This window comes from Burkholderia metallica (assembly GCF_001718555.1).
In the GTDB taxonomy this organism is placed as follows: Bacteria; Pseudomonadota; Gammaproteobacteria; order Burkholderiales; family Burkholderiaceae; genus Burkholderia; species Burkholderia metallica.
This window is the reverse complement of record NZ_CP013403.1, coordinates 680816-700510: the sequence shown is the minus strand read 5'-3', so window position 1 is coordinate 700510 and position 19695 is coordinate 680816. Positions and strand designations below refer to the sequence as shown.

The following is a 19695-nucleotide window of genomic DNA, read 5'->3' as shown; positions in this document are numbered from 1 at the left end:
TCACTGCTCGAGCGCAAGATGCGCGGCAAACCCCACCGCTCCCGGCGCGATCTCCGGCTTCAGCGTCAGCGCCGGAATCTCGTAATCGCCGGCATTCTGCCGCCGGAACGGAATCGGCGGCGTCGTCTCCAGTGCGTCCAGACGCTTGCCGAGCGCCGCACGCGTTTCGGCGAAACGCGCTTCGTCCATCCGGTGCGTCTGATAGATCACGAACGGCGGCAGCACGTCGAAACCCGGGTAATACAGAATCCCGTGCTGAATCGGAAACAGCACGTCGTCGATCGGCCCGTTGATGCCGCGCGGGCTGTAGTGCGATTCCCAGCCGCCGGTCGTCACGATCACCATCGCGCGCTTGCCCGCCAGCGATCCCTCGCCGTAACGGTCGCCCCAGTGGCTGTCGGAATGCTCGCCGACGCCGTATGCGAAACCGTACGCATATACGCGCTCGACCCAGCCCTTCATGATCGCCGGCATCGAGAACCACCACAGCGGAAACTGCAGGATCACCGCGTCGGCCCACTTCAGCTTGGCCTGCTCGCGCGCGATATCGTCGCGCTGCGTGCCCGTCTCGAATGCACGCTTCGAATCGAGCGCGGGATCGAAGCGCGCATCGGGCGCGCGATCGGTCACGTCGCCCGCGTCGAACGCGGCCTTCCAGTTCATCGCATACAGGTCGGTCACCTGCACCGCGTGGCCGGCCCCTTCGAGATGCGCGACGGCATAGTCGCGCAGCGCGCCGTTCAGCGAACGCGGTTCGGGATGGGCATACACGATCAGCACGTTCATGTTCGTCACTCCGTCGATTGAATGACTGCAGGATGCCGCGGCCAAAGGTATATTTGAAATGAATTCCTGATATTCCAGGTATAGCGATGAATAATCTCAGGCGACTCGATCTGAACCTGCTGGTCACGCTGGACGTGCTGCTCGCCGAGCACAACGTCACACGCGCGGCCGAGAAGCTGAACATGTCGCAGCCGTCGGTCAGCGTGCAGTTGCAGAAACTGCGCGACCTGTTCGGCGATCCCCTGTTGCTGCCGGGGCCGCGCGGGATGCGGCCGACCGCACGCGCGGAAGCGCTGCGCGAGCCGTTGCGGGACGCGCTCGAAGCCGTCGAACGCGCGGTGATTCCGGCCACGCCGTTCGATCCCGCGACCGCGACGAACACATGGCGGGTGGCCGCGACCGACTACGGCGAATCGACGATCGTGCTGCCCGCGCTGAATGCGCTGCGGTCGGCCGCGCCCGGTACGCGGCTCGCCGTCGTCGAACTCGTGCCGCCGCGCATCGAGCAGGATGCCGAACGAAACGGTATCGATCTGGCCTTCCATACGACCGAGGGTTCGCCGCCGGGCATGCGGCGCCTGCCGCTGTTCGTCGAGCGATACGTGCTCATCGGCCGCGCCGGCCATCCGAAGCTCAAGCGGCGCCCCACACTCGCGCAGTTCGGCACGCTCGAGCACGTGATCGTGTCGCCCGACGGCGGCGGCTTCTTCGGCGTGACGGACGAAGTGCTCGCGAAAGCGGGGGCCGTGCGGCGCGTCGTGCTGTCCGTCCCGCATTTCCTGTTCGTGATGTCGGCCGTCGCCAGCACCGATCTCGTCGCGATGGTGCCCGAGCGGCTGGTGCGCGATGTGCCCGCGCTGCGTGTCGTCGAAGCGCCGGTCGACGTGCCCGGTTATGAAATGTCGATGCTGTGGCACGAGCGCGCGCATCGCGATCCGGCGCATCGGTGGCTGCGGGAGACAATCGCGCAATCGGTGTAAGCGGCACGGCCGACGGAATCGGCACGCCAGCGAGCGGGCAGCGCTCGCCTACCGGCCTCCATCGGCCGCCCCGACATCCGCCGCGTCCGCGCGGCCAAGATTCTTCATCCGGGACTTGAAACCGCGTCGAACACTGTATATATTTACAGTGCTTTTGCACCATTTGACCCGAATTCCGTCATCCACAGACGGACGGACTTTTGTGAGGCGACCATGTTCCAGTCATCCGCATTCGATCCCGAGCAACCCGGCTTCAATCCCGTCCACTTCGAGCGCGCCGCGCAGCGGGCGGTCGTCGATCTGCAGCGTGTCGTCGGCGGCCCCGCTCAGCGGGCGCTCGGCCTGCGCCGCCGCACCCACCCGGCCGCCGTCCGCACGATGAGCTGGCAGGCGCTGCTGAACGTCGAGGATCTGGCGTTCTCGAATGCCGGCTTCCTGAGCCGCAACGATCCGACCGTCGTCGATGCCTTCATCCGGCTGCGCGGCAGCCGGCTGGTCGCCGCGGACGTCGAGGAACCGGTCGACTGGCGTCGCGACGACGACGACCTGCCGGCCGTCTATCTGATCGTCAAGGCGATGCTCGAAGCGGAAGAGGAAGAACGGGCCGAAGCGGCCTGAGCGGCGCCGGGCACCGGTCGTGCGCGGCTGGCCGGTTTCGCGCCGCCTCGTTGCGGAGTGGCGCACGGAGGCCCGCAAAGGCGCACGGCACGGTCACCGCACCGCCCGCCTGCGCGCGCCTTCGGCCCAGCGGCGGGCAATACGTGTATCGTCGCACCGGCTGCACGCCGTCACGCGACGAACCTCGTCGCGAACGCAACCGCCACCCTGCCGTTACAGCCGCGCCGCGAGCCGCGCACCCTGATCGATCGCGCGCTTCGCGTCGAGTTCGGCGGCCAGTTCCGCGCCGCCGATCAGATGCACCGAGCGCCCGGCCGCCTGCAATGGGGCGAGCAGCGCGCGCTGCGGCTCCTGCCCGGTGCAGAGCACGATCGTGTCGGCCTCGATCAGTTCGTGATCGGTGCGCTGCTCGCCGTACGACACGTGCAGCCCGCGCGCATCGATCAATTCGTAGTTCACGCCGCCGACCATCTTCACCTGTTTCATCTTCAGCGTCGCGCGGTGAATCCAGCCGGTCGTCTTGCCGAGCCCCTTGCCGAGCGGCGCGGCCTTGCGTTGCAGCAGCGTCACTTCCCGTGCCGGAGCCGAAACCTGCGCACGCGTCACGCCGCCGCGCGTCGCAGCCGGGTCGGTCACGCCCCACTCTGCCTTCCACGCTTGCAGATCGAGCGCCGGCGATTCCCCCTCCTGCACCAGATATTCGGCGACGTCGAAGCCGATCCCGCCCGCGCCGACCACCGCCACTCGCCGGCCCACCGGCTGCCTGCCCGCGAGCACGTCGATGTAGCTGAGCACGTTCGGCCCGTCCTGCCCCGGGATCTTCGGGTCGCGCGGCGCAACGCCGGTCGCGAGCACGATCTCGTCGTAGCCGCCCGCGATCAGGTCGCTCGCGTCGACGCGCCGGTTCAGATGCAGGTTCACGCCGGTCAGCTCGACCTGGCGCCCGAAGTAGCGCAGCGCTTCATCAAACTCTTCCTTGCCCGGAATCCGCTTCGCCATGTTGAACTGGCCGCCGATCTCGGCGGCGCCGTCGAACAGGTCGACGTGGTGGCCGCGCTGCGCGAGCACGGTCGAGCACGAGAGCCCGGCCGGCCCCGCGCCGACCACCGCGATGCGCTTCGGCTGTTGCGCGGGCGTGTATTTCAGCTCCGTCTCGTGGCATGCGCGCGGATTCAGCAGGCATGACGCGATCCGGTTCTTGAACGCGTGATCGAGGCACGCCTGGTTGCAGCCGATGCAGGTGTTGATCTCGTCGGCGCGGCCCTGCGCGGCCTTGACGACGAACTCGGCATCCGCGAGCAGCGGGCGCGCCATCGACACCATGTCCGCGCAGCCGTCCGCGAGGATCTGCTCGGCCACTTCGGGCCGGTTGATCCGGTTGGTCGTCACGAGCGGAATGCCGACCTCGCCCTTCATCTTCTTCGTCACCCACGCGAACGCGCCGCGCGGCACCGACGTCGCGATCGTCGGCACGCGCGCCTCGTGCCAGCCGATCCCCGTATTGATGAGGGTCGCGCCCGCGCGCTCGACCGCCTTCGCGAGCTGCACGGTTTCGCTCCAGTCGCTGCCGTCCGGAATCAGGTCGAGCATCGACAGCCGGTAGATCAGGATGAAATCGCGGCCGACCGCTTCGCGCGTGCGCTCGACGATTTCGATCGGCAGCCGGATGCGGTTCTCGTACGCCCCGCCCCACTGGTCGGTGCGCTTGTTCGTGTGCATCGAGATGAACTGATTGATCAGGTAGCCTTCCGAGCCCATGATCTCGACGCCGTCGTACCCGGCTTCACGCGCGAGCGTCGCGCAGCGGACGAACGCGCGGATCTGCCGTTCGACGCCGCGCGCGCTCAGTTCGTGCGGCGCGAACGGCGAGATCGGCGACTTGATCTTCGACGGCGCGACCGCGAACGGGTGATAGCCGTAGCGGCCCGTATGCAGGATCTGCAGCGCGATCTTGCCGTCCTCCGCGTGCACCGCATCGGTGATCTCGCGATGCCGGCGCGCGGCGGCCGACGTCATCAGCGTGCCGCCGAACGGCTTGGTCCAGCCGGCCACGTTCGGCGCGAAGCCGCCCGTCACGATCAGCCCGACCCCGCCGCGCGCGCGTTCGGCGAAATATTCGGCGAGCCGCGGCAGCGTCTTGCGGCTGTCTTCGAGGCCCGTGTGCATCGAGCCCATCAGCACGCGGTTCTTCAGCGTCGTGAAGCCGAGGTCGAGCGGCGCGAGCAAGTGAGGAAAGGAGGTCGTCATGAGGATTCAGCCAAGGGGCGATGCGTGACATCGTAGGCGCGCGCCGCCTTGAACGTGAGGGGGCAAACAGCCATAATGCTTGTCATTTCCGGCCAAGACGACATGACTTCCCCTCTCGCCAAGGACCGCCTCGGGCTGCGCCGGCCGACGATTCCGGTCGCCTATACGCGCCTGCTGCTGCAGGCGCTGGCCGCGCGCGGCGTCGACCTGGCCGCCGTGCGCGCCGGCACGGGCCTGCGCGATGCGGTGCTGGCCGAGCCGGACGCGCGCGTCGCGCCGTCGCAATGGGGGCGGCTCGTGCTCAATGCGATCGAGATCGGCGGCGATCCGGGCATCGGGCTCGCGTTCGGGCTGCTGCTGAAGCCGACCGTACACGGCTTTCTCGGCTACGCGACGCTGACCGCGCGGGACATCCGCGAAGCGCTCACCGTCACGCAGCGCTACTTCCGGATGCGCAACCGCCAATATCGGCTGACTTATGCGGAAGACGAACGCGGCGCGACGCTCGAACTGCACGGCGTGCAGGCGAGCCCCGTGCTGCAGCATCACGTGATGTTCGAATTCGTGCTGACGGGGCTCGCGCAGAACATCTCGCAATGGGCCGGGCGCGCGTCGCCGCCGATCGCGCTGCGGTTCGCATGGCCGGAGCCGCCCTATTTCGCGCGCTATCGCGACCAGTTGCCGCCGGTCGAATTCGGCTGCGCGGCCAATGCGCTGTGGATCGCGCGCGACGTGCTCGACTGGCCGCTGCCGCTCGCCGACGAAGTCGCGCACCGGCAGGCGCTGGTGCAGGTGGAGCGCGAGTATGCGCAGGTGCGTCAGGAGGACGGCGATCTGGTCGAGCGCGTGCGCGCGGAGCTGGCGCGCGGAGCCGGCGACTACCCCGGGCCGGAGACGCTCGCCGACGCGCTGCTCGTATCGACGCGCACGCTGCGGCGGCGTCTGGAGGAAGCCGGGTCGAGCTACCGGCAATTGCTCGACGAAGCGCGGTTTCGCGACGCGAAGCAGTTGCTCGCCGCATCGGATCTCGACCTGAAGACGATCGCCGAGCGGCTGCAATTCACCGACCCGGCGAATTTCACGCGCGCGTTCCGGCGCTGGGCCGGGCAGACACCAAGTGCGTATCGGGAAGCGGCGGCCGGAGTGACAGGGTCGGCGACGACTCGGGCACCGGTGCGCGAATGACGCCGAGCCGTCGGCGCCATGGTGCGGCGGCAGCGACGCGCGGATTTCGGTGTCGCGCGCCGGACGACCCGTCGCCCGGCAAACCCGGACGGTCGGCCGAAAGCGTTCGCGTATGATGGGCGCCACATCAAAACGATGCCGCGCGAACCGGCGCCCGCTCCGACCCATGCCCAATCGCACCACGCTGATCGACGCGACGATCGACCGCGTCGATACCAACCTCGTCCGATTCAAGGCCGACGTCAGGAAGGCCCCGCCATACCGTTTGACGATGCAGAACGTCTGCTACTTCGTCACGGCCGACGACGTCGACTCGGAAGCGTTCAAGCAGATCGAGAAACTGAAGCCCGGCATGCGGGTGCGCGCCTGCACCTTCGCGCATCGCGGCCGTCGCCGGATCGCGTGGATCAGAAGCGGCAACGTTGCCATCGCGCCGTACGACGTGGTCGCGCAAAAGCGGCGGAACCTGTCGCTGCTCGCGTGGGCGTCGTGCGTGCTCGTGCTGAGCCTGGGCATCGCTGCCGCGGCACTCCATTCGGGTTGGGCGTTCGTGTCGGCACTGGCCACCGTCGTGGCCATCGTCAGTCTGACGGGCAGCCTGCTCGCCATCGCCGGCCTGTCCGATCTGATCTTCCAGCCGCAGCGACGCGAAGCCCAGGATAGCTGGCAATGCGAACCGTCCGGTTTCGACGTGGAAAGGAGCAGCCCATGACGAACCATGCGATGCAAACCACGTCCGGTCGCGTGACGGCCATCGGCCAGCAATCGATCGAAACGAAGGTCTGGAGCAACAACCTGGGTGCGACCACGCAAACAATCGAGGAAATCACGCTCCAGCTCGATTCGCTCGAGTCCCCGCTCGTATTCAGGACCAACCGGACGACACGCCTGTTCATCGCCGACGGCGATCGATTGAATGTCGCCTATACCGACGGCCAGGATCGCCGGATCGTCTACGGCATCCGCAACATGACCGACGGCTCGGCTTTTCTGCTGCGCCCCGCCAAAATCGCTGGCGCCCGGACCGACCTCGTTGTCATGCTCGTTTGCGTGATCGCCGCCGCCGTGGTCAGCGGGATCGTATCCGCGGTGACGCTCAGCATGGAATCGACGTTCGACGTGTTTGCGCTGATCAGCGCGGCTGCCATCGGTTTGTGCGCGCTGAGTGCGCTCCTGCGCATCCTGTTCGGCGTGATCGTGTGGCCCGAAATCAGAAGACTGGCTCAGCCGGGCGGCAAACGCGAAATGCATGCGGCAACCCAGGCGCTGTCGCTCACGCAGGAAGAAACCCGGCACGTGCGCTTCATCTGACCACGCCGCTCGTGCGGGCGCACGAAGCTGCACGCGCCGGATCGCATCGCCGCGCACACCGGCTGATTCGCCGCCAGTGCGCGCCGCTCGTTCAGGTCGAACCAGGGCCGCCCGAACGCGCGTCGTCACTCAGATCAATCCGCGCACCGCCATCGCCGTCGCCCGCGTCGATCCGCACGTCGCCCGTTGCCGCGACGATCGCGTCGTACACGTCGTCCGTCACGCACACCACCGGCACCGCAATCGCATACAGCTCGGCGGCCACGATCGCGCCGATCGAGATGATCAGGTCGCGCTCCTTCAGCACGATCGCGACCGGCCCCGTGCCGTTGCGCACGGCCTCCGCCAGCACGCTGCTGCTCGAACTCGACCCCTTCGCGTGCGGCATCACCATCACCGTGCCGGCGAGGCTCGCGCCGGCCTGCGGATGCCCGCGATCGACGATCCTTCCCGCGCCGGAATCGTAGCCGCCCCAGAAGCTGAGCGGCTTGTCGAGCACGAACGGGCGCGCGCACGCGCGGCCCGGCACGAGCGTGTCGCCCGTCAATACGTTGCGCGTCGCGTCAGTCATCGAATCGCACCTTTCCTTCATACGCCGACCATACGCACTCGCGCATGCTGCCGTACGCGACGCTCACGCCGATGTTCGCGGGCGCATACGACGCCCATTTCCCCGAATTGGTCATCACGAGCCCCGACAGCTGCTTCATCACCGGCGTGATGTACGTGCAGGTATCGACGACGATCTGGATGCCGCGCGCGGCGAATTTCTCCGCGAGGCCGGCTTCGTCCAGCTCCCACAGGATGAACCGGCTCGTGTTCACGTAGAAATCGCAGGCCGGCTTGCCGTCGTACGCGTCGAGCAACGTATCGAGCGTGCGGAATTCGGCCAGCGAGAAATGCGGCGTGCCGAGCGCTACCGCGACGAGCGCATCGCCGGCCGCGCCGTGGTTCAACGTGCGGCGAATCTCGTCGAGATCGGCCATCGCGACGTCGACCGTGCGTGGCGCCGCCTGCCCGTGCAACGCGGCGTCGAGCGTCGGCGCTTCGGGCGTCACGCCCACCGCATGAAACAGCGCGACCGCGCCGCTCGACGCGGCGGCCGCACCGAGCGCCTTGAGTTCGTCTTCGGTGGTGTCCGCCGGCAGCCCGACGATCGCCGGCACGATCGCGCCCGCGATCCGGCCGACCAGCAGCCCAAGCGCGGCGAAATGGATGTCGCGCGACGGCAGGCGGCTGAAGTCCGGCGCGTTGAACACGATCCGCGCGGCGCGGTTCGCTTCGACATGCAGCCCCGCGTACGGCGCGCGCCCGGTGATCGCGGCCGCCAGATCGAGAAAATCGCCGTAGCGGCTCGTGCGCGCGCCGAGCACCGAATTCGCGAACACGATCGCGTTCGATTCGGCCCACGCGATCTGCTCGCCTTTCGCCGGACGATTCTTCAACTGGTAAGGCGCGCACGTGAAGCTCGATTCGCAGCCGAGCTGCAGATGCGCGTCCATCAGGCGCTGCGCGTCGCGCTGGATCGTGCGGTCGCCGTGGTACAGCTCGGGATGGATCAGGTCGAGCGACCCGACGTTCAGCGTGGTCGGCACCGCGACCTTCGCGCCGGTCTCGACGAAATACTCGACGAAGTCGAGGCTTGTCCGGCCGTGGTACAGGCAGCCGTCGATATGCGCGGACGTGATGTCGATCAGGTGCGGCGCGGACATCACTTGCGCGGTGCGTGCGACGATCCGCATCGCGCGCGCGACGCCCTCGCCGAAATCCCCGCGCAGCATCGCGCTGTCGCGGTCGCTCAACTGCAGCATCGGTGGCTCCTCTGACGGGAACCGGCGGCGCCGGTTCACGAAATCCGTCAGGGGACTCTACAACTGGAAATAAAAACTGTCCAGATAGCAATCTATCCGGACCGTTTAAAAAACCAATTTACACATCTTCCCGCGTACAAAGAAACCATTGGCTCTAATTTCGCACCAGTTTACCGCGAACGGTCGCCTAGCGTTCCGCGGTCACGCTGAACAATTCGTCGCGCAGCGCCTTCGCGCGGTCGCGGCCGAACTGCGTTTCGAAATCGTCCTGCGCGGCCTGCCACGCGACCAACGCCCGCGCGAACGTCCGCTCGCCGAGCTTCGTGAGGCTCAGCGCATGGGCGCGCGCATCGTGCTCGGACGCGGCCGTCGTGACGAAGCCGTCGCGCTGCAGCGGCTTCAGCGCGCGCAGCAACGTCGTGCGGTCCATAACCAGCGCATCGGCGAGTTCGCTCATCAGCAGGCCCGGCTGGCGCTTCATGTTCGCCATGATCGAGAACTGGGCGGGCGTGACGCCCACCGGGGCCAGATGGCGCTCGTACAGTTGCGTGACGAAGCGCGCCGCCTGACGCAGCGCGAGACAGTTGCACGCCTGGGCAATCGAGGTGTCGTTCATGCCTGGCAATTTATATGTGCATATGCATAAAGTCAATGTACACTCCGCCGTAACACGGCCGGCGGCCGGCCCTCGCGTCAAGGAGACGGACATGGACTACATCGACAAGCTGCGGATTTTCCGGTCGGTGGTGGAGATGCGCAGCTTCACGCGCGCCGCCGACATGCACGGCCTCGCGCGGCCCGTCGTGTCGCGCGCGGTCGCGGATCTGGAGGCGCGCTTCGGCAGCAGGCTGCTGCACCGGACCACGCGCCAGGTGTCGCTGACCGAAACGGCCGAGCGCATCTACGAACGCTGCGCGGCCGTGCTCGACGAACTCGACTCGCTCGAAGCGGAAGCGCAGGCGCCGACGCGCGAACCCGAAGGCCTGCTTCGGCTCGTCGCGCACACGACGGCCGCGCTGAACCGGCTGGTGCCGCTGATCGCCGGCTTCAAGGCCACGCATCCGAAGGTGCGCCTCGACGTGACGCTGACCGAGCGGCCCGTCGATCTCGTCGGCGAAGGCTACGACATCGGCATCGTCGTGCCCTACATGCTGACGAACGAATCGACCGTCGTGCGGCTGGTCGAGCGGATTCCGCTCGTGATCGTCGCGACGCCCGCGTACCTGCGCGCCCATGCGCGCCCGGTCGCGCCGGCCGATCTCGCCGAGCATTCGTTCGTGCCGATGTCGCCGTCGCTGCGCCGGCCCGCGCTGTCGTTCCGCGTCGACGGCGACTTGCTGACGGTGCCGTTCCGCTTCGACATCTCGTCGAACAGCCCCGTCTTCAATCGCGAGATGGTGATGCACGATTTCGGGATCGGCGTCGTGCCGCGCACGCTCGTCGAAGCCGAAATCGCGTCGGGTGCGCTCGTGCAACTGCTCGAGGATGCCGATCTCGTCGACAAGTGCGTCGAGATCAAGCTCGCGTACGCGAACCGCGCGCTGCTGCCCGCGAAGGTCAAGGCGTTCATCGACTACACGGCCGCGTACTGCGACCGCGAAGGCTGGATCGTGCCGGCCGCGGCCTGACGCCGATTGGTACAGCCGCGACAACAATCTGATCCTGCCCCGCCGCTCGCTTCGCGCCGTATAGCCCCCTAATATGTGTACATGCACAAGACGACGCTCAACGATGACGATTGCTTCGCGGTCCGGCAAGCCGCCCGCCGGATCTCGCAGTTCTACGAGCGTTATCTGTCGCAGGCGGGCGTGACGCCGTCGCAGTACAGCATTCTCGCGCTGCTGCGCGACCGGCCGGGCCTGACGATGGCGACGCTGTCGGCCGTGCTGGTGATCGAGCGCACCGCGCTGCTGCGCGCGCTCAAGCCGCTCGTCGGCGCCGCGCTGGTGGCCGGCCGGATCGAGCCGCCGTGCCGCGGCCAGACGTTCGCGCTGACCGCGCACGGCGAAACGAAGATCGCCGACGCGCAGGTGCACTGGCTCGCCGCGCAGCAAGCGTTCGAGCAGCGGTTCGGGTCGGCGCAGGCGGCCCGCCTGAGAGACGAATTGTTCCGGATCACGCACAACCTGCCGGAACGCTAGCCCCTTTCCCGATCGACGACACGTCGTCGATCGTCTTGATACGTGCATATACATAGGTGAATCGATGGATACGACCCAAGCCGCTGCGTCATCGCGTGAAGCAGCCACACCCGACCAGAGCGCGAAGCAACGGCGTCGCGTGCCGTGGATGCGCATCGCGGTGGGTGCCGTCATCGTCGTCGTCGCCGCCGCCGCGCTCGACTGGCTGTTCGTGCTGCGCTTCCAGGAGAGCACCGACGACGCGTATGTCGGCGGCGACGTGACGGTGCTCGCGCCGAAGGTCGGCGGCTTCGTCGACAAGATCCTCGTGACCGACAACCAGCGCGTGAAGGCCGGCGACGTGCTCGTGCAGCTCGATGCGCGCGACTACGACGCGAAACTCGCGCAGGCCACTGCCGAAGTCGACAGCGCGCGCTCCGCCGTGGCCGAGCTCGAGGCGAAGCAGCAGTTGCAGTTCGCGGTGATCGGCCAGCACGCGGCGGACAAGAACGCGTCGTCGGCCGAGCTGACGCGCGCCGCGTCCGACCGCGTGCGTTACCGTGAACTCGTGAAGTCGGACGCCGTCTCGAACCAGATCGTCGAGCGCGCGGACGCCGATTACTCGAAGGCCGGCGCCGCCGTCGAACGCAGCGATGCTGCGCTGCTCGCGTCGAAGCGGCAGCTCGACGTGCTCGGCGCGCAGCTCGCCGATGCGCGGGCCCGCGTGAACACCGCGCTTGCCGCGCAGCGCGTCGCCGCGCTCAACGTCGAATACACGACGATCCGCTCGCCGGTCGACGGCTACGTCGGCAACCGCACGGGCCGCGTCGGGATGCTCGCGAACGTCGGCGTGCCGCTGCTGACGGTCGTGCCCGCGTCCGGCCTGTGGATCGACGCGAACTTCAAGGAAGACCAGCTTCGCAAGATGCGCGCGGGCGATCGCGTCGACGTGTCGCTCGATGCGTCGAGCACGCGGCTGCACGGCCGCGTCGACAGCGTCGCGCCCGCCACCGGCGCGACCTTCAGCGTGCTGCCGCCCGAGAACGCGACCGGCAACTTCACGAAGATCGTCCAGCGCGTACCGGTGCGCGTGCATCTCGATCCACAGCCCGGTATCGAACACGTGCTGCGCCCCGGCCTGTCCGCGGTCGTGACCGTGCATACCGGCCACGCAGGCTGAACGGGAGACGACGATGACCACCGCGTTTTCCGGCGACCCGGCGTCGCAACCGACGAAGCAGCGCGTGTTCGCGTTCGCGCTGATGTGCGTCGGCTTCTTCATGGCGACGCTCGACATCCAGATCGTCGCGTCGTCGCTGCGCGACATCGGCGGCGGCTTGTCCGCCAGCCAGGACGAACTGTCGTGGGTGCAGACGGCCTACCTGATCGCCGAGATCATCGTGATCCCGATGTCGGGCTGGCTGTCGAAGGTGATGTCGACGCGCTGGCTGTTCGCCGCGTCGGCCGTCGGCTTCACGATCACCAGCATGCTGTGCGGCATCGCGTGGGACATCAATTCGATGATCCTGTTTCGCGGGCTCCAGGGTGCGCTCGGCGCCGCGATGATCCCGACCGTGTTCACCACCGCGTTCGTGCTGTTCCCCGGCAGGCAGCGGCTGATCGCGTCGACGACCATCGGCGCGCTCGCGTCGCTCGCGCCGGCGATCGGCCCCGTGATCGGCGGCTGGATCACCGATCAATGGTCGTGGCACTGGCTGTTCTACCTGAACCTCGTGCCCGGCATCGCGGTGGCCGCGCTCGTGCCGCGCTACGTGCACATCGACGAGCCCGACCTGAGCCTCATCAAGCGCGGCGACTATCTCGGCATCGCGCTGATGTCGGGCTTCCTCGGCTGCCTCGAATACGTGCTCGAGGAAGGCCCGCGCAAGAACTGGTTCGGCGACGACGTGATCGTGATCTGCGCGTGGATCTCCGGCATCTGCGGCTTCCTGTTCGTCGTGCATGCGCTGACCGCGAAGGACCCGGTCGTCGACCTGCGCGCGCTCGTCGTGCGCAACTTCGGGATTGGCAGCCTGCTGTCATTCGTGACCGGCATCGGGATCTTCGTGACCGTGTTCCTCACGCCGCTGTTTCTCGCGCAGGTGCGTGCGTTCAGCTCGCTTCAGATCGGTATCGCGCTGCTGTCGGTCGGTGCGTTCCAGTTGATCGCGCTCTGCGCGTATGCGTTCGCCGCGCGCTACTTCAGCCTGCGCTCGCTGCTCGTGTTCGGGTTGATCTGCTTCGGGCTCGGCTGCTATCTGTACACGCCGATCACGCACGACTGGGGCTGGCGCGAACTGCTGCTGCCGCAGGCGCTGCGCGGCATCGGCCAGCAATTCAGCGTGCCGCCGATCGTGACGATGGCGCTCGGTTCGCTGCCGCAATCGCGCCTGAAATCGGCTAGCGGGCTGTTCAACCTTATGCGCAACCTCGGCGGCGCGATCGGCATCGCGGTGAGCGCGACGATGCTCAACGACCGTCTGAACTTTCATTACCTGCGCCTGAACGAGCACGTGAGCGCCGGCCAACCGCAGATCGCGTCCCTGCTCGATCGCCAGGCCGCGTACTGGGCGTCCGTGGCCGGCAATACGCTGAACACCGCGCAAGCCGGGCTCGCGAACCTGCATCACCTGATCTATCGCGAAGCGCTGACGCTCACCTATGCGGATGCGTACTACGCGCTGTCGCTGTGTTTCGTCGTCGCGCTGATCGCGGTCGTCTTCTCGAAACCCATTTCCCTGAACGCGCCGCCGCCGGACGCGCACTGAGGCTGAGGTCCTCTCCATCATGAAAAAACTTCTCGTCGCCCTCGCCGTCAGCGCACTCGCCGCAGGGTGTGCGGTGCAGCCCGCGCAGCATCCTGCGCTGCAGAACTCGGTTCGAACGCTCGCACCCGATGCGTGGGACATTGACGTGCCGCGCGCGGACATCGACGCCGCCGCGTGGTGGGCGCAATTCCATGATCCCGTGCTCGACCGGCTGATCGCCGCCGTGCTCGACGGCAACCTCGACCTGCAGGCCGCCGCCGAACGCGTGAAGCAGGCGCAGGCGCTGACCGTGCAGAAGCGCGCGGTGCTGCTGCCCGAACTCGACGCGACCGCGCACGCGGCCGACGCGCGGCAGAACACGCCGCCGCCGCTCGGCTACGTGCGGCAGGCCGGCGCGGGGCTCGCGCTGAGCTGGTCGCCGGATGTGTTCGGCGGTGAACGGCTCGACCTGCTCGCCGCGCAGGCCGAGCTCGTCGGGCAGCAGCATGCGGAAGATGCGATGCGGCTCGCGCTCGCGGCCGACGCGGCTTCCGCGTACGTCGATCTGCGCTGGTCACAGCAGGAATTGAAGATCCTGCAGGACAACGCGAAGATCCGGCAGCATGCGCTCGAACTCACGCGCAAGCGGCAGGCGTTCGGGTTGTCGACCGAGCTCGACGTGACGCGTGCGCAGAACCAGCTCGATGCGCTCGAAGCACGGATTCCGCCCACGCAGGCTCAGATCGCGCATCAGCTCAATCTGATTGCCGTGTATTCGGGACGCACGCCGGAATCGGTCGATCGGCTCGTGCTCGCGCAGGCGGGGGAGATTCCGGCGCCGCCGGTGGGCGCGCCGGGGACGTTGCCTTCGCAGGCGTTGCTGCGGCGGCCCGATGTGCTGACGGCGTATGCGCAGGTCGAGCGGCGTGCCGCACAGGTGGGGGTGGCGAAGGCCGAACGGTATCCGAAGTTTTCGTTGAACCTGACGGACGGGATTCTGGCCGCTTCTTATCTCGGGTTGCCTACATTGACCGATAACCTGTTCAGTGCCGCGTTAAGCGCGACGAGTCCGATCTTCAATGCGGGGCGGATTACCGCCGATATCTCGCAGAGCGAAAGCCGGATGCGCGAATCGGAACTCGGGTTACGGCAGACGATGCTGCAGGCGTTGCGGGAAGTCGAGGATGCGCGGGCGAATCTCGTCAGTTCCGACGAGGCGACGCGCAGGCTCGGGAGTGCGCTCGCGGCTTCGGACAAGGCGCTTGGGTTGGCGAATCAGCTTTATAAGGGCGGTGCGACGGATTTTCTGGATGTGCTGTCGGCGCAGGAAGTGTATCTGCGGGATTCGGATTCGCTCAATCAGGTCAGGCGCGAACATGCGCTGGCGGCGGTCGCGCTTTATCGGTCGCTTGGCGGTGGGTGGAGCAGGAATGACACGGCGGGTGGGCCGGGGATGGAGGCGGTGGCGAAGAACTGAAGCCGGCGCCTGATGCGAACGCACGCCGCGTGAACGGCCTGCGCCTTTATTCACACATCGCCCGCGAGATCATCCGGCAACGGGCCAGCGGTATCCGATCACTTCATTCAACGGATACGCAAGTTCGCGCACTTCTTCCAGCTGGTTGCCGCCGAAGAGATACACCTGTTCTTCATCGTGACGCAGGTAGAAACCGACATGCCCTTTCCAGCTCGCGGGATCGTCGCGCGTCAGAACGGCGATGCAGCCGTAGACCGGGCGCTCCAGCGGCCTGCCCCATTCGAGCCACGAACGCGCGAGCGCGGAGCCCGTGCCGCGAATGTCGGCGCGCGCCAGGCACCAGTTGACGAACGACGAGCACCAGGAAATCTTGTCGTCGTAGCCGACCAGGTTCGTCTGGTTGTTGTATTCGACGATGCGCGGATTGATGCTGCCGGGCGGGTGGCGGCGGATGCCGAGTTCGGCCAGGGCGACGGGCATCCACGGCGGGTGGGCGGCGTTCGCGTTGCTCTCAGGATTGGATGGGGTCACGTCGTTCTCGGGCGAGGGTGATGTGCGCTCAATCTTCGCACGAATGCGGCGGCCGGCGGCGGCGCCCTGATTCCTTGTGATTTCCTTTCGATCCGCTCGTATCATATCGGCAGCCTCCTCGACCTCCCTAGCCGCCATGCGCATTACGCCTCTGCCGCCCCTTCAGTGCCTCGTCGCGTTCGAAGCCGCCGTGCGGCATGCGAGCTTCACGAAAGCCGCCTCCGAACTGCATCTGACCCAAAGCGCGATCAGCCGCCAGATCCAGCAGCTCGAGGAATACCTCGGCCGCTCGCTGTTCGTCCGCGAGCATCGTTCACTGCGGCTGACCCTTGCCGGCGAGCAATACGCGACCCAGGTCCATCATCTGCTCACGCAATGCGCGGAAGCCACGCATGACGTGATGAAGCCGTACGGCGATCTCGAACTGACCATCGCATGCTCGTCGGGCGTCGCGCTGCTGTGGCTCACGCCGCGCCTGCCGAATTTCCGCGCCGCTTATCCGAACATCAAGCTGCGCTTGATCGTCAGAGACGGCCTCGCGTCGATGTCGCCGGCGGAATTCGACGTCGGCGTCTACTACGTGCGCCAGCAGGCGCCGGCCGAATACACCGCTCGCCGCCTGTTCGACGAGGAAGTCTTTCCCGTCTGCGCGCCCGGCTATCTGGCCGGCCGCACGCTCGACGCAGCCGACCTTGCGAACGAGACGCTGCTGCGCCTGGAAGATGGACAGCGCCAATGGATGTCGTGGCCCGAATGGTTCGACCAGAACGACATCGATCGACAGAAGGCACTGCCGCAGGACATCACGATCAATTCGTATCCGCAGATCGTACAGATGACCATTCTCGGCCAGGGCGTGTCGCTCGGCTGGCGCTACATGATCGACGCGTGCATCGAGGCCGGCCTGCTCGTGCGCGTGACGGAAGCCTCCGCGAGCCACGGCGGCGGCTATTACGTGATCTCGCCGAACGACCGCGCGCAGAACCAGGCCGCGCGCCTGTTCACACGCTGGCTGTTCGAACAAGCGGAGAAGCAGATCGCGTCCTGATCGCGATGCATGCGCGTAGCGCATGCATGCATGCAAATCTTTCGTTTCAGAAAAAAATCGCGCTGTCCTTAGCATGGGGTTCACGCGGGGCGCCCGTCCCGTCTTCTGGCAAAGGAAGAGACCATGCAAGGAACGCTTTCCCCGCGCGCCGCGCCTGCCGTCGATGCGGCAGTGCAGCAGCGTCGCCGCGCCGTCGTCGCGACCGTGATCGGCAACGGTCTCGAATGGTTCGATTTCACCGTCTACAGCTTCTTCGCGGTCATCATCGCGAAACTGTTCTTTCCGACCGGCAACGAACTGACGTCCGTGCTGCTGACCGTCGCGACGTTCGGCGTCGGCTTCTTCATGCGGCCCGTCGGCGGCATCGTGCTCGGCATCTACGCCGACAAGGTCGGGCGCAAGGCCGCGCTGTCGCTCACCATTCTCATGATGGCAGCCGGCACCGCGCTCATCGGGCTCGCGCCGACCTACGAACAGGCCGGCATCGCCGCGCCGCTGCTGATCGTCGTCGCGCGGCTGCTGCAAGGTTTCTCGGCCGGCGGCGAGATGGGCGGCGCCACCGCGTTCCTCACCGAATACGCGCCGCCGGAGAAGCGCGCGTACTACTCGAGCTGGATCCAGTCGAGCATCGGCTTCGCGGTGCTGCTCGGCGCCGCGACCGGCACCTTCGTCACGACGTCGCTCGACGTGCAGGCGCTGCATAGCTGGGGCTGGCGACTGCCGTTCCTGCTCGGGATCATCGTCGGACCCGTCGGCTACTTCATCCGCAGCCATATCGACGAGACGCCCGCCTTCAGTGCCGTCGAGGCGCAGGCCAAAGAAAGCTCGCCGCTGAAGGATGTGCTGTCCACCTACCCGCGCGAGACGTTCGCGAGCTTTTCGATGGTCATTCTGTGGACCGTCTGCACGTACGTGCTGCTCTTCTACATGCCGACGTATTCCGTGCGCACGCTGCATCTGCCGCAATCGACCGGGTTCGCAGCCGGCATGGTCGGCGGGCTGATGATCATGTGCTGCTCGCCGATCGTCGGCAAACTCGCCGACGTGTGGGGACGGCGCGTGTTCCTGTCCGGATCGGCGCTTGCGATCTTCGTGCTGGCGTGGCCGATGTTCGCGTGGATCAATCATGCGCCCGGGTTCATGTCGCTGATCGTGTTCCAGGCCGTGTTCGGCGTGCTGATCGCGATCTACACGGGGCCGATCCTCGCGGCGTTCGCGGAACTGTTCCCGACCAAGGTGCTGTCGACCGGGCTGTCCGTCGCGTACAACTTCGCGGTCACGATCTTCGGCGGCTTCGCGCCGTTCCTGATCACGTGGCTCATCGCCCGCACCGGCAGCAATATGGCGCCGGCCTTCTACGTGACCCTCGCGGCGGCCGTCAGCTTCATCGGAACGCGCTTCGTGAAGGACGCCAGGCGTGCCGCTTCCGTCAATCGATAAGGATCCCTCTCCATGACCATTACCGTGCTTCAAGGCGGCAACGTACTCGATCTCGAACGGGGCGTGCTGCTCGATCATCATCATGTCGTGATCGACGGCGACCGGATCGTCGAAGTGACCGATCGACCGGTGGATTTTCCGAATGCGCAGCGCATCGACGTACGCGGCAAGACCGTGATGCCGGGGTTCATCGATTGCCATGTACATGTGCTGGCTTCGAATGCGAATCTTGGCGCGAATGCGACGCAGCCGAACATTCTCGCCGCGATTCGGTCGTTGCCGATTCTCGATGCGATGTTGTCGCGCGGGTTCACCAGCGTGCGCGACGCGGGCGGTGCGGACTGGAGCTTGATGCAGGCGGTCGAGACCGGGCTGGTGTCGGGGCCGCGGATTTTTCCGTCGGGAAAGGCGTTGTCGCAGACCGGCGGGCATGGGGATTTTCGGCCTCGCGGGGACTTGCTGGAGCCTTGCTCGTGCTGTTTCAGGACGGGCGCGATTGCGCGCGTGGTGGACGGGGTCGAAGGTGTGCGGCTCGCGGTACGTGAAGAAATTCAGAAAGGCGCGACGCAGATCAAGATCATGGCGTCGGGTGGCGTCGCTTCACCGACCGACCCGATTGCGAACACGCAATACTCCGAGGACGAGATTCGGGCCATCGTGGATGAAGCCGAGGCCGCGAATACTTATGTGATGGCACACGCGTACACGGGGCGGGCAATCGCGCGGGCGGTGCGCTGTGGGGTAAGGACGATCGAACACGGCAATCTCGTGGACGACGCGGCGGCGAAACTGATGCACGAGCACGGCGCGTTTGTGGTGCCCACGCTTGTCACTTACGACGCGCTTGCCAAACACGGCGCGGAGTTCGGGATGCCGCCCGAATCGGTGGCAAAGGTGGCTTCCGTGCAGCAGAAGGGGCGCGAATCGCTGGAAGTCTATGCGAACGCCGGCGTGAAGATGGGATTCGGGTCGGATCTGCTCGGGGAAATGCACGCATTTCAGTGCGGGGAGTTCCGGATCCGGGCCGAGGTGCTGGGGACTCTGGAAGCGCTCCGGTCGGCGACGACCGTCGCGGCGGAAATCGTCAACATGCAGGGCCAGCTCGGGGTCGTGGCGGCGGGAGCGATCGCGGATCTGGTCGTGCTGGACGGGAATCCGCTCGAGGATATCGACGTGGTGGCCGGTCAAGGCGAGCGCGTCGAATATGTATTGCAGCGGGGGAAGGTTGTGAAGGCGCGGGCGGGTTAGGGTGGGTTCGCGGTTGCGGGGATTTGTCGCCGGATCGATTGACGGCTCCGTTGCTTGCTTCGAGCCGGACGATCGAAACAACGAGCGAACGATCATGGTTCGCACTTTTTTGAATGATCGGCGATCGGTGACGGTCCATCCTGCTA

The 19695-nt window shown here is 66.6% G+C and carries 19 protein-coding genes; 13 read left to right on the top strand and 6 right to left on the bottom strand.

The features are described from left to right. Complete coding sequence (locus WJ16_RS22920; RefSeq protein ID WP_069261095.1) at positions 1 to 786, bottom strand: NAD(P)H-dependent oxidoreductase; 786 nt, start codon at positions 784 to 786, stop codon at positions 1 to 3. 86 nt (positions 787 to 872) lie between these two features. On the opposite strand from WJ16_RS22920, the gene WJ16_RS22915 reads away from it, so the two are divergent. Beyond that, positions 873 to 1766, top strand: coding sequence for a LysR family transcriptional regulator (locus WJ16_RS22915; RefSeq protein WP_069259362.1), 894 nt, complete (start codon positions 873 to 875; stop codon positions 1764 to 1766). Positions 1767 to 1979: 213 nt separating this feature from the next. Further along, positions 1980 to 2384: a DUF2471 family protein gene (locus WJ16_RS22910; protein WP_069259361.1), complete on the top strand. Its 405-nt coding sequence runs from the start codon at positions 1980 to 1982 to the stop codon at positions 2382 to 2384. Positions 2385 to 2597: 213 nt separating this feature from the next. Here the strand turns inward: WJ16_RS22910 and WJ16_RS22905 are convergent, their stop codons facing one another. Next, positions 2598 to 4631 carry an NADPH-dependent 2,4-dienoyl-CoA reductase gene (locus WJ16_RS22905; RefSeq protein ID WP_069259360.1) on the bottom strand — a complete coding sequence of 678 codons (2034 nt, stop codon included), beginning with the start codon at positions 4629 to 4631 and terminating at the stop codon, positions 2598 to 2600. A gap of 75 nt (positions 4632 to 4706) precedes the next feature. On the opposite strand from WJ16_RS22905, the gene WJ16_RS22900 reads away from it, so the two are divergent. The 3 genes from WJ16_RS22900 to WJ16_RS22890 all read left to right on the top strand — a co-directional run bounded on the left by WJ16_RS22900 (position 4707) and on the right by WJ16_RS22890 (position 7127). After that, positions 4707 to 5816 (top strand): AraC family transcriptional regulator, encoded by a 1110-nt coding sequence (locus WJ16_RS22900; protein ID WP_069259359.1) that lies wholly within the window; start codon positions 4707 to 4709, stop codon positions 5814 to 5816. A gap of 112 nt (positions 5817 to 5928) precedes the next feature. Continuing rightward, positions 5929 to 6528, top strand: coding sequence for a hypothetical protein (locus WJ16_RS22895; RefSeq protein ID WP_069259358.1), 600 nt, complete (start codon positions 5929 to 5931; stop codon positions 6526 to 6528). Further along, complete coding sequence (locus WJ16_RS22890) at positions 6525 to 7127, top strand: hypothetical protein (protein ID WP_069259357.1); 603 nt, start codon at positions 6525 to 6527, stop codon at positions 7125 to 7127. The genes WJ16_RS22895 and WJ16_RS22890 overlap by 4 nt, the downstream gene beginning before the upstream one ends. A 91-nt stretch (positions 7128 to 7218) precedes the next feature. On the opposite strand, the gene WJ16_RS22885 is transcribed toward WJ16_RS22890, so the two are convergent. From WJ16_RS22885 to WJ16_RS22875, 3 genes are all read right to left on the bottom strand, one after another. Next, a complete protein-coding gene (locus WJ16_RS22885; protein WP_069259356.1) occupies positions 7219 to 7698 on the bottom strand; it encodes an aconitase X swivel domain-containing protein in 480 nt (159 codons plus the stop codon). Then, entirely contained in the window at positions 7691 to 8938 is a 1248-nt protein-coding gene (locus WJ16_RS22880) for an aconitase X (RefSeq protein ID WP_069259355.1), read from the bottom strand. Before WJ16_RS22880 ends, WJ16_RS22885 begins: the two co-directional genes overlap by 8 nt. A 187-nt stretch (positions 8939 to 9125) precedes the next feature. Next, the gene (locus WJ16_RS22875; RefSeq protein WP_069259354.1) at positions 9126 to 9554 is read right to left on the bottom strand and encodes a MarR family winged helix-turn-helix transcriptional regulator; all 429 of its coding nucleotides are present in this window, start codon (positions 9552 to 9554) and stop codon (positions 9126 to 9128) included. A 91-nt stretch (positions 9555 to 9645) separates the two neighbouring features. On the opposite strand from WJ16_RS22875, the gene WJ16_RS22870 reads away from it, so the two are divergent. The 5 genes from WJ16_RS22870 (at position 9646) to WJ16_RS22850 (ending at position 15282) form a co-directional block, all read left to right on the top strand. Continuing rightward, positions 9646 to 10566, top strand: a complete 921-nt coding sequence (locus tag WJ16_RS22870; protein WP_069259353.1) for a LysR family transcriptional regulator — start codon at positions 9646 to 9648, stop codon at positions 10564 to 10566. Between the two features lie 81 nt (positions 10567 to 10647). After that, a complete protein-coding gene (locus WJ16_RS22865; protein WP_069259352.1) occupies positions 10648 to 11079 on the top strand; it encodes a MarR family winged helix-turn-helix transcriptional regulator in 432 nt (143 codons plus the stop codon). Between the two features lie 64 nt (positions 11080 to 11143). Then, entirely contained in the window at positions 11144 to 12238 is a 1095-nt protein-coding gene (locus WJ16_RS22860; protein ID WP_069259351.1) for an HlyD family secretion protein, read from the top strand. 13 nt (positions 12239 to 12251) lie between these two features. Then, positions 12252 to 13826: a DHA2 family efflux MFS transporter permease subunit gene (locus tag WJ16_RS22855; RefSeq protein WP_069259350.1), complete on the top strand. Its 1575-nt coding sequence runs from the start codon at positions 12252 to 12254 to the stop codon at positions 13824 to 13826. A 19-nt stretch (positions 13827 to 13845) separates the two neighbouring features. After that, on the top strand, positions 13846 to 15282 hold the full coding sequence (locus tag WJ16_RS22850; RefSeq protein WP_069259349.1) for an efflux transporter outer membrane subunit: 1437 nt from the start codon (positions 13846 to 13848) through the stop codon (positions 15280 to 15282). 69 nt (positions 15283 to 15351) lie between these two features. On the opposite strand, the gene WJ16_RS22845 is transcribed toward WJ16_RS22850, so the two are convergent. Further along, positions 15352 to 15762 (bottom strand): TIGR02594 family protein, encoded by a 411-nt coding sequence (locus tag WJ16_RS22845; RefSeq protein ID WP_069259348.1) that lies wholly within the window; start codon positions 15760 to 15762, stop codon positions 15352 to 15354. Between the two features lie 187 nt (positions 15763 to 15949). Between WJ16_RS22845 and WJ16_RS22840 the strand changes: the two genes are divergently transcribed. From WJ16_RS22840 to WJ16_RS22830, 3 genes are all read left to right on the top strand, one after another. Then, entirely contained in the window at positions 15950 to 16861 is a 912-nt protein-coding gene (locus tag WJ16_RS22840) for a LysR substrate-binding domain-containing protein (protein WP_069259347.1), read from the top strand. Positions 16862 to 16984: 123 nt separating this feature from the next. After that, entirely contained in the window at positions 16985 to 18301 is a 1317-nt protein-coding gene (locus WJ16_RS22835) for an MFS transporter (protein ID WP_069259346.1), read from the top strand. 12 nt (positions 18302 to 18313) lie between these two features. After that, positions 18314 to 19549, top strand: coding sequence for a metal-dependent hydrolase family protein (locus tag WJ16_RS22830; protein ID WP_069259345.1), 1236 nt, complete (start codon positions 18314 to 18316; stop codon positions 19547 to 19549). The last annotated feature ends 146 nt before the right edge of the window (positions 19550 to 19695 follow it).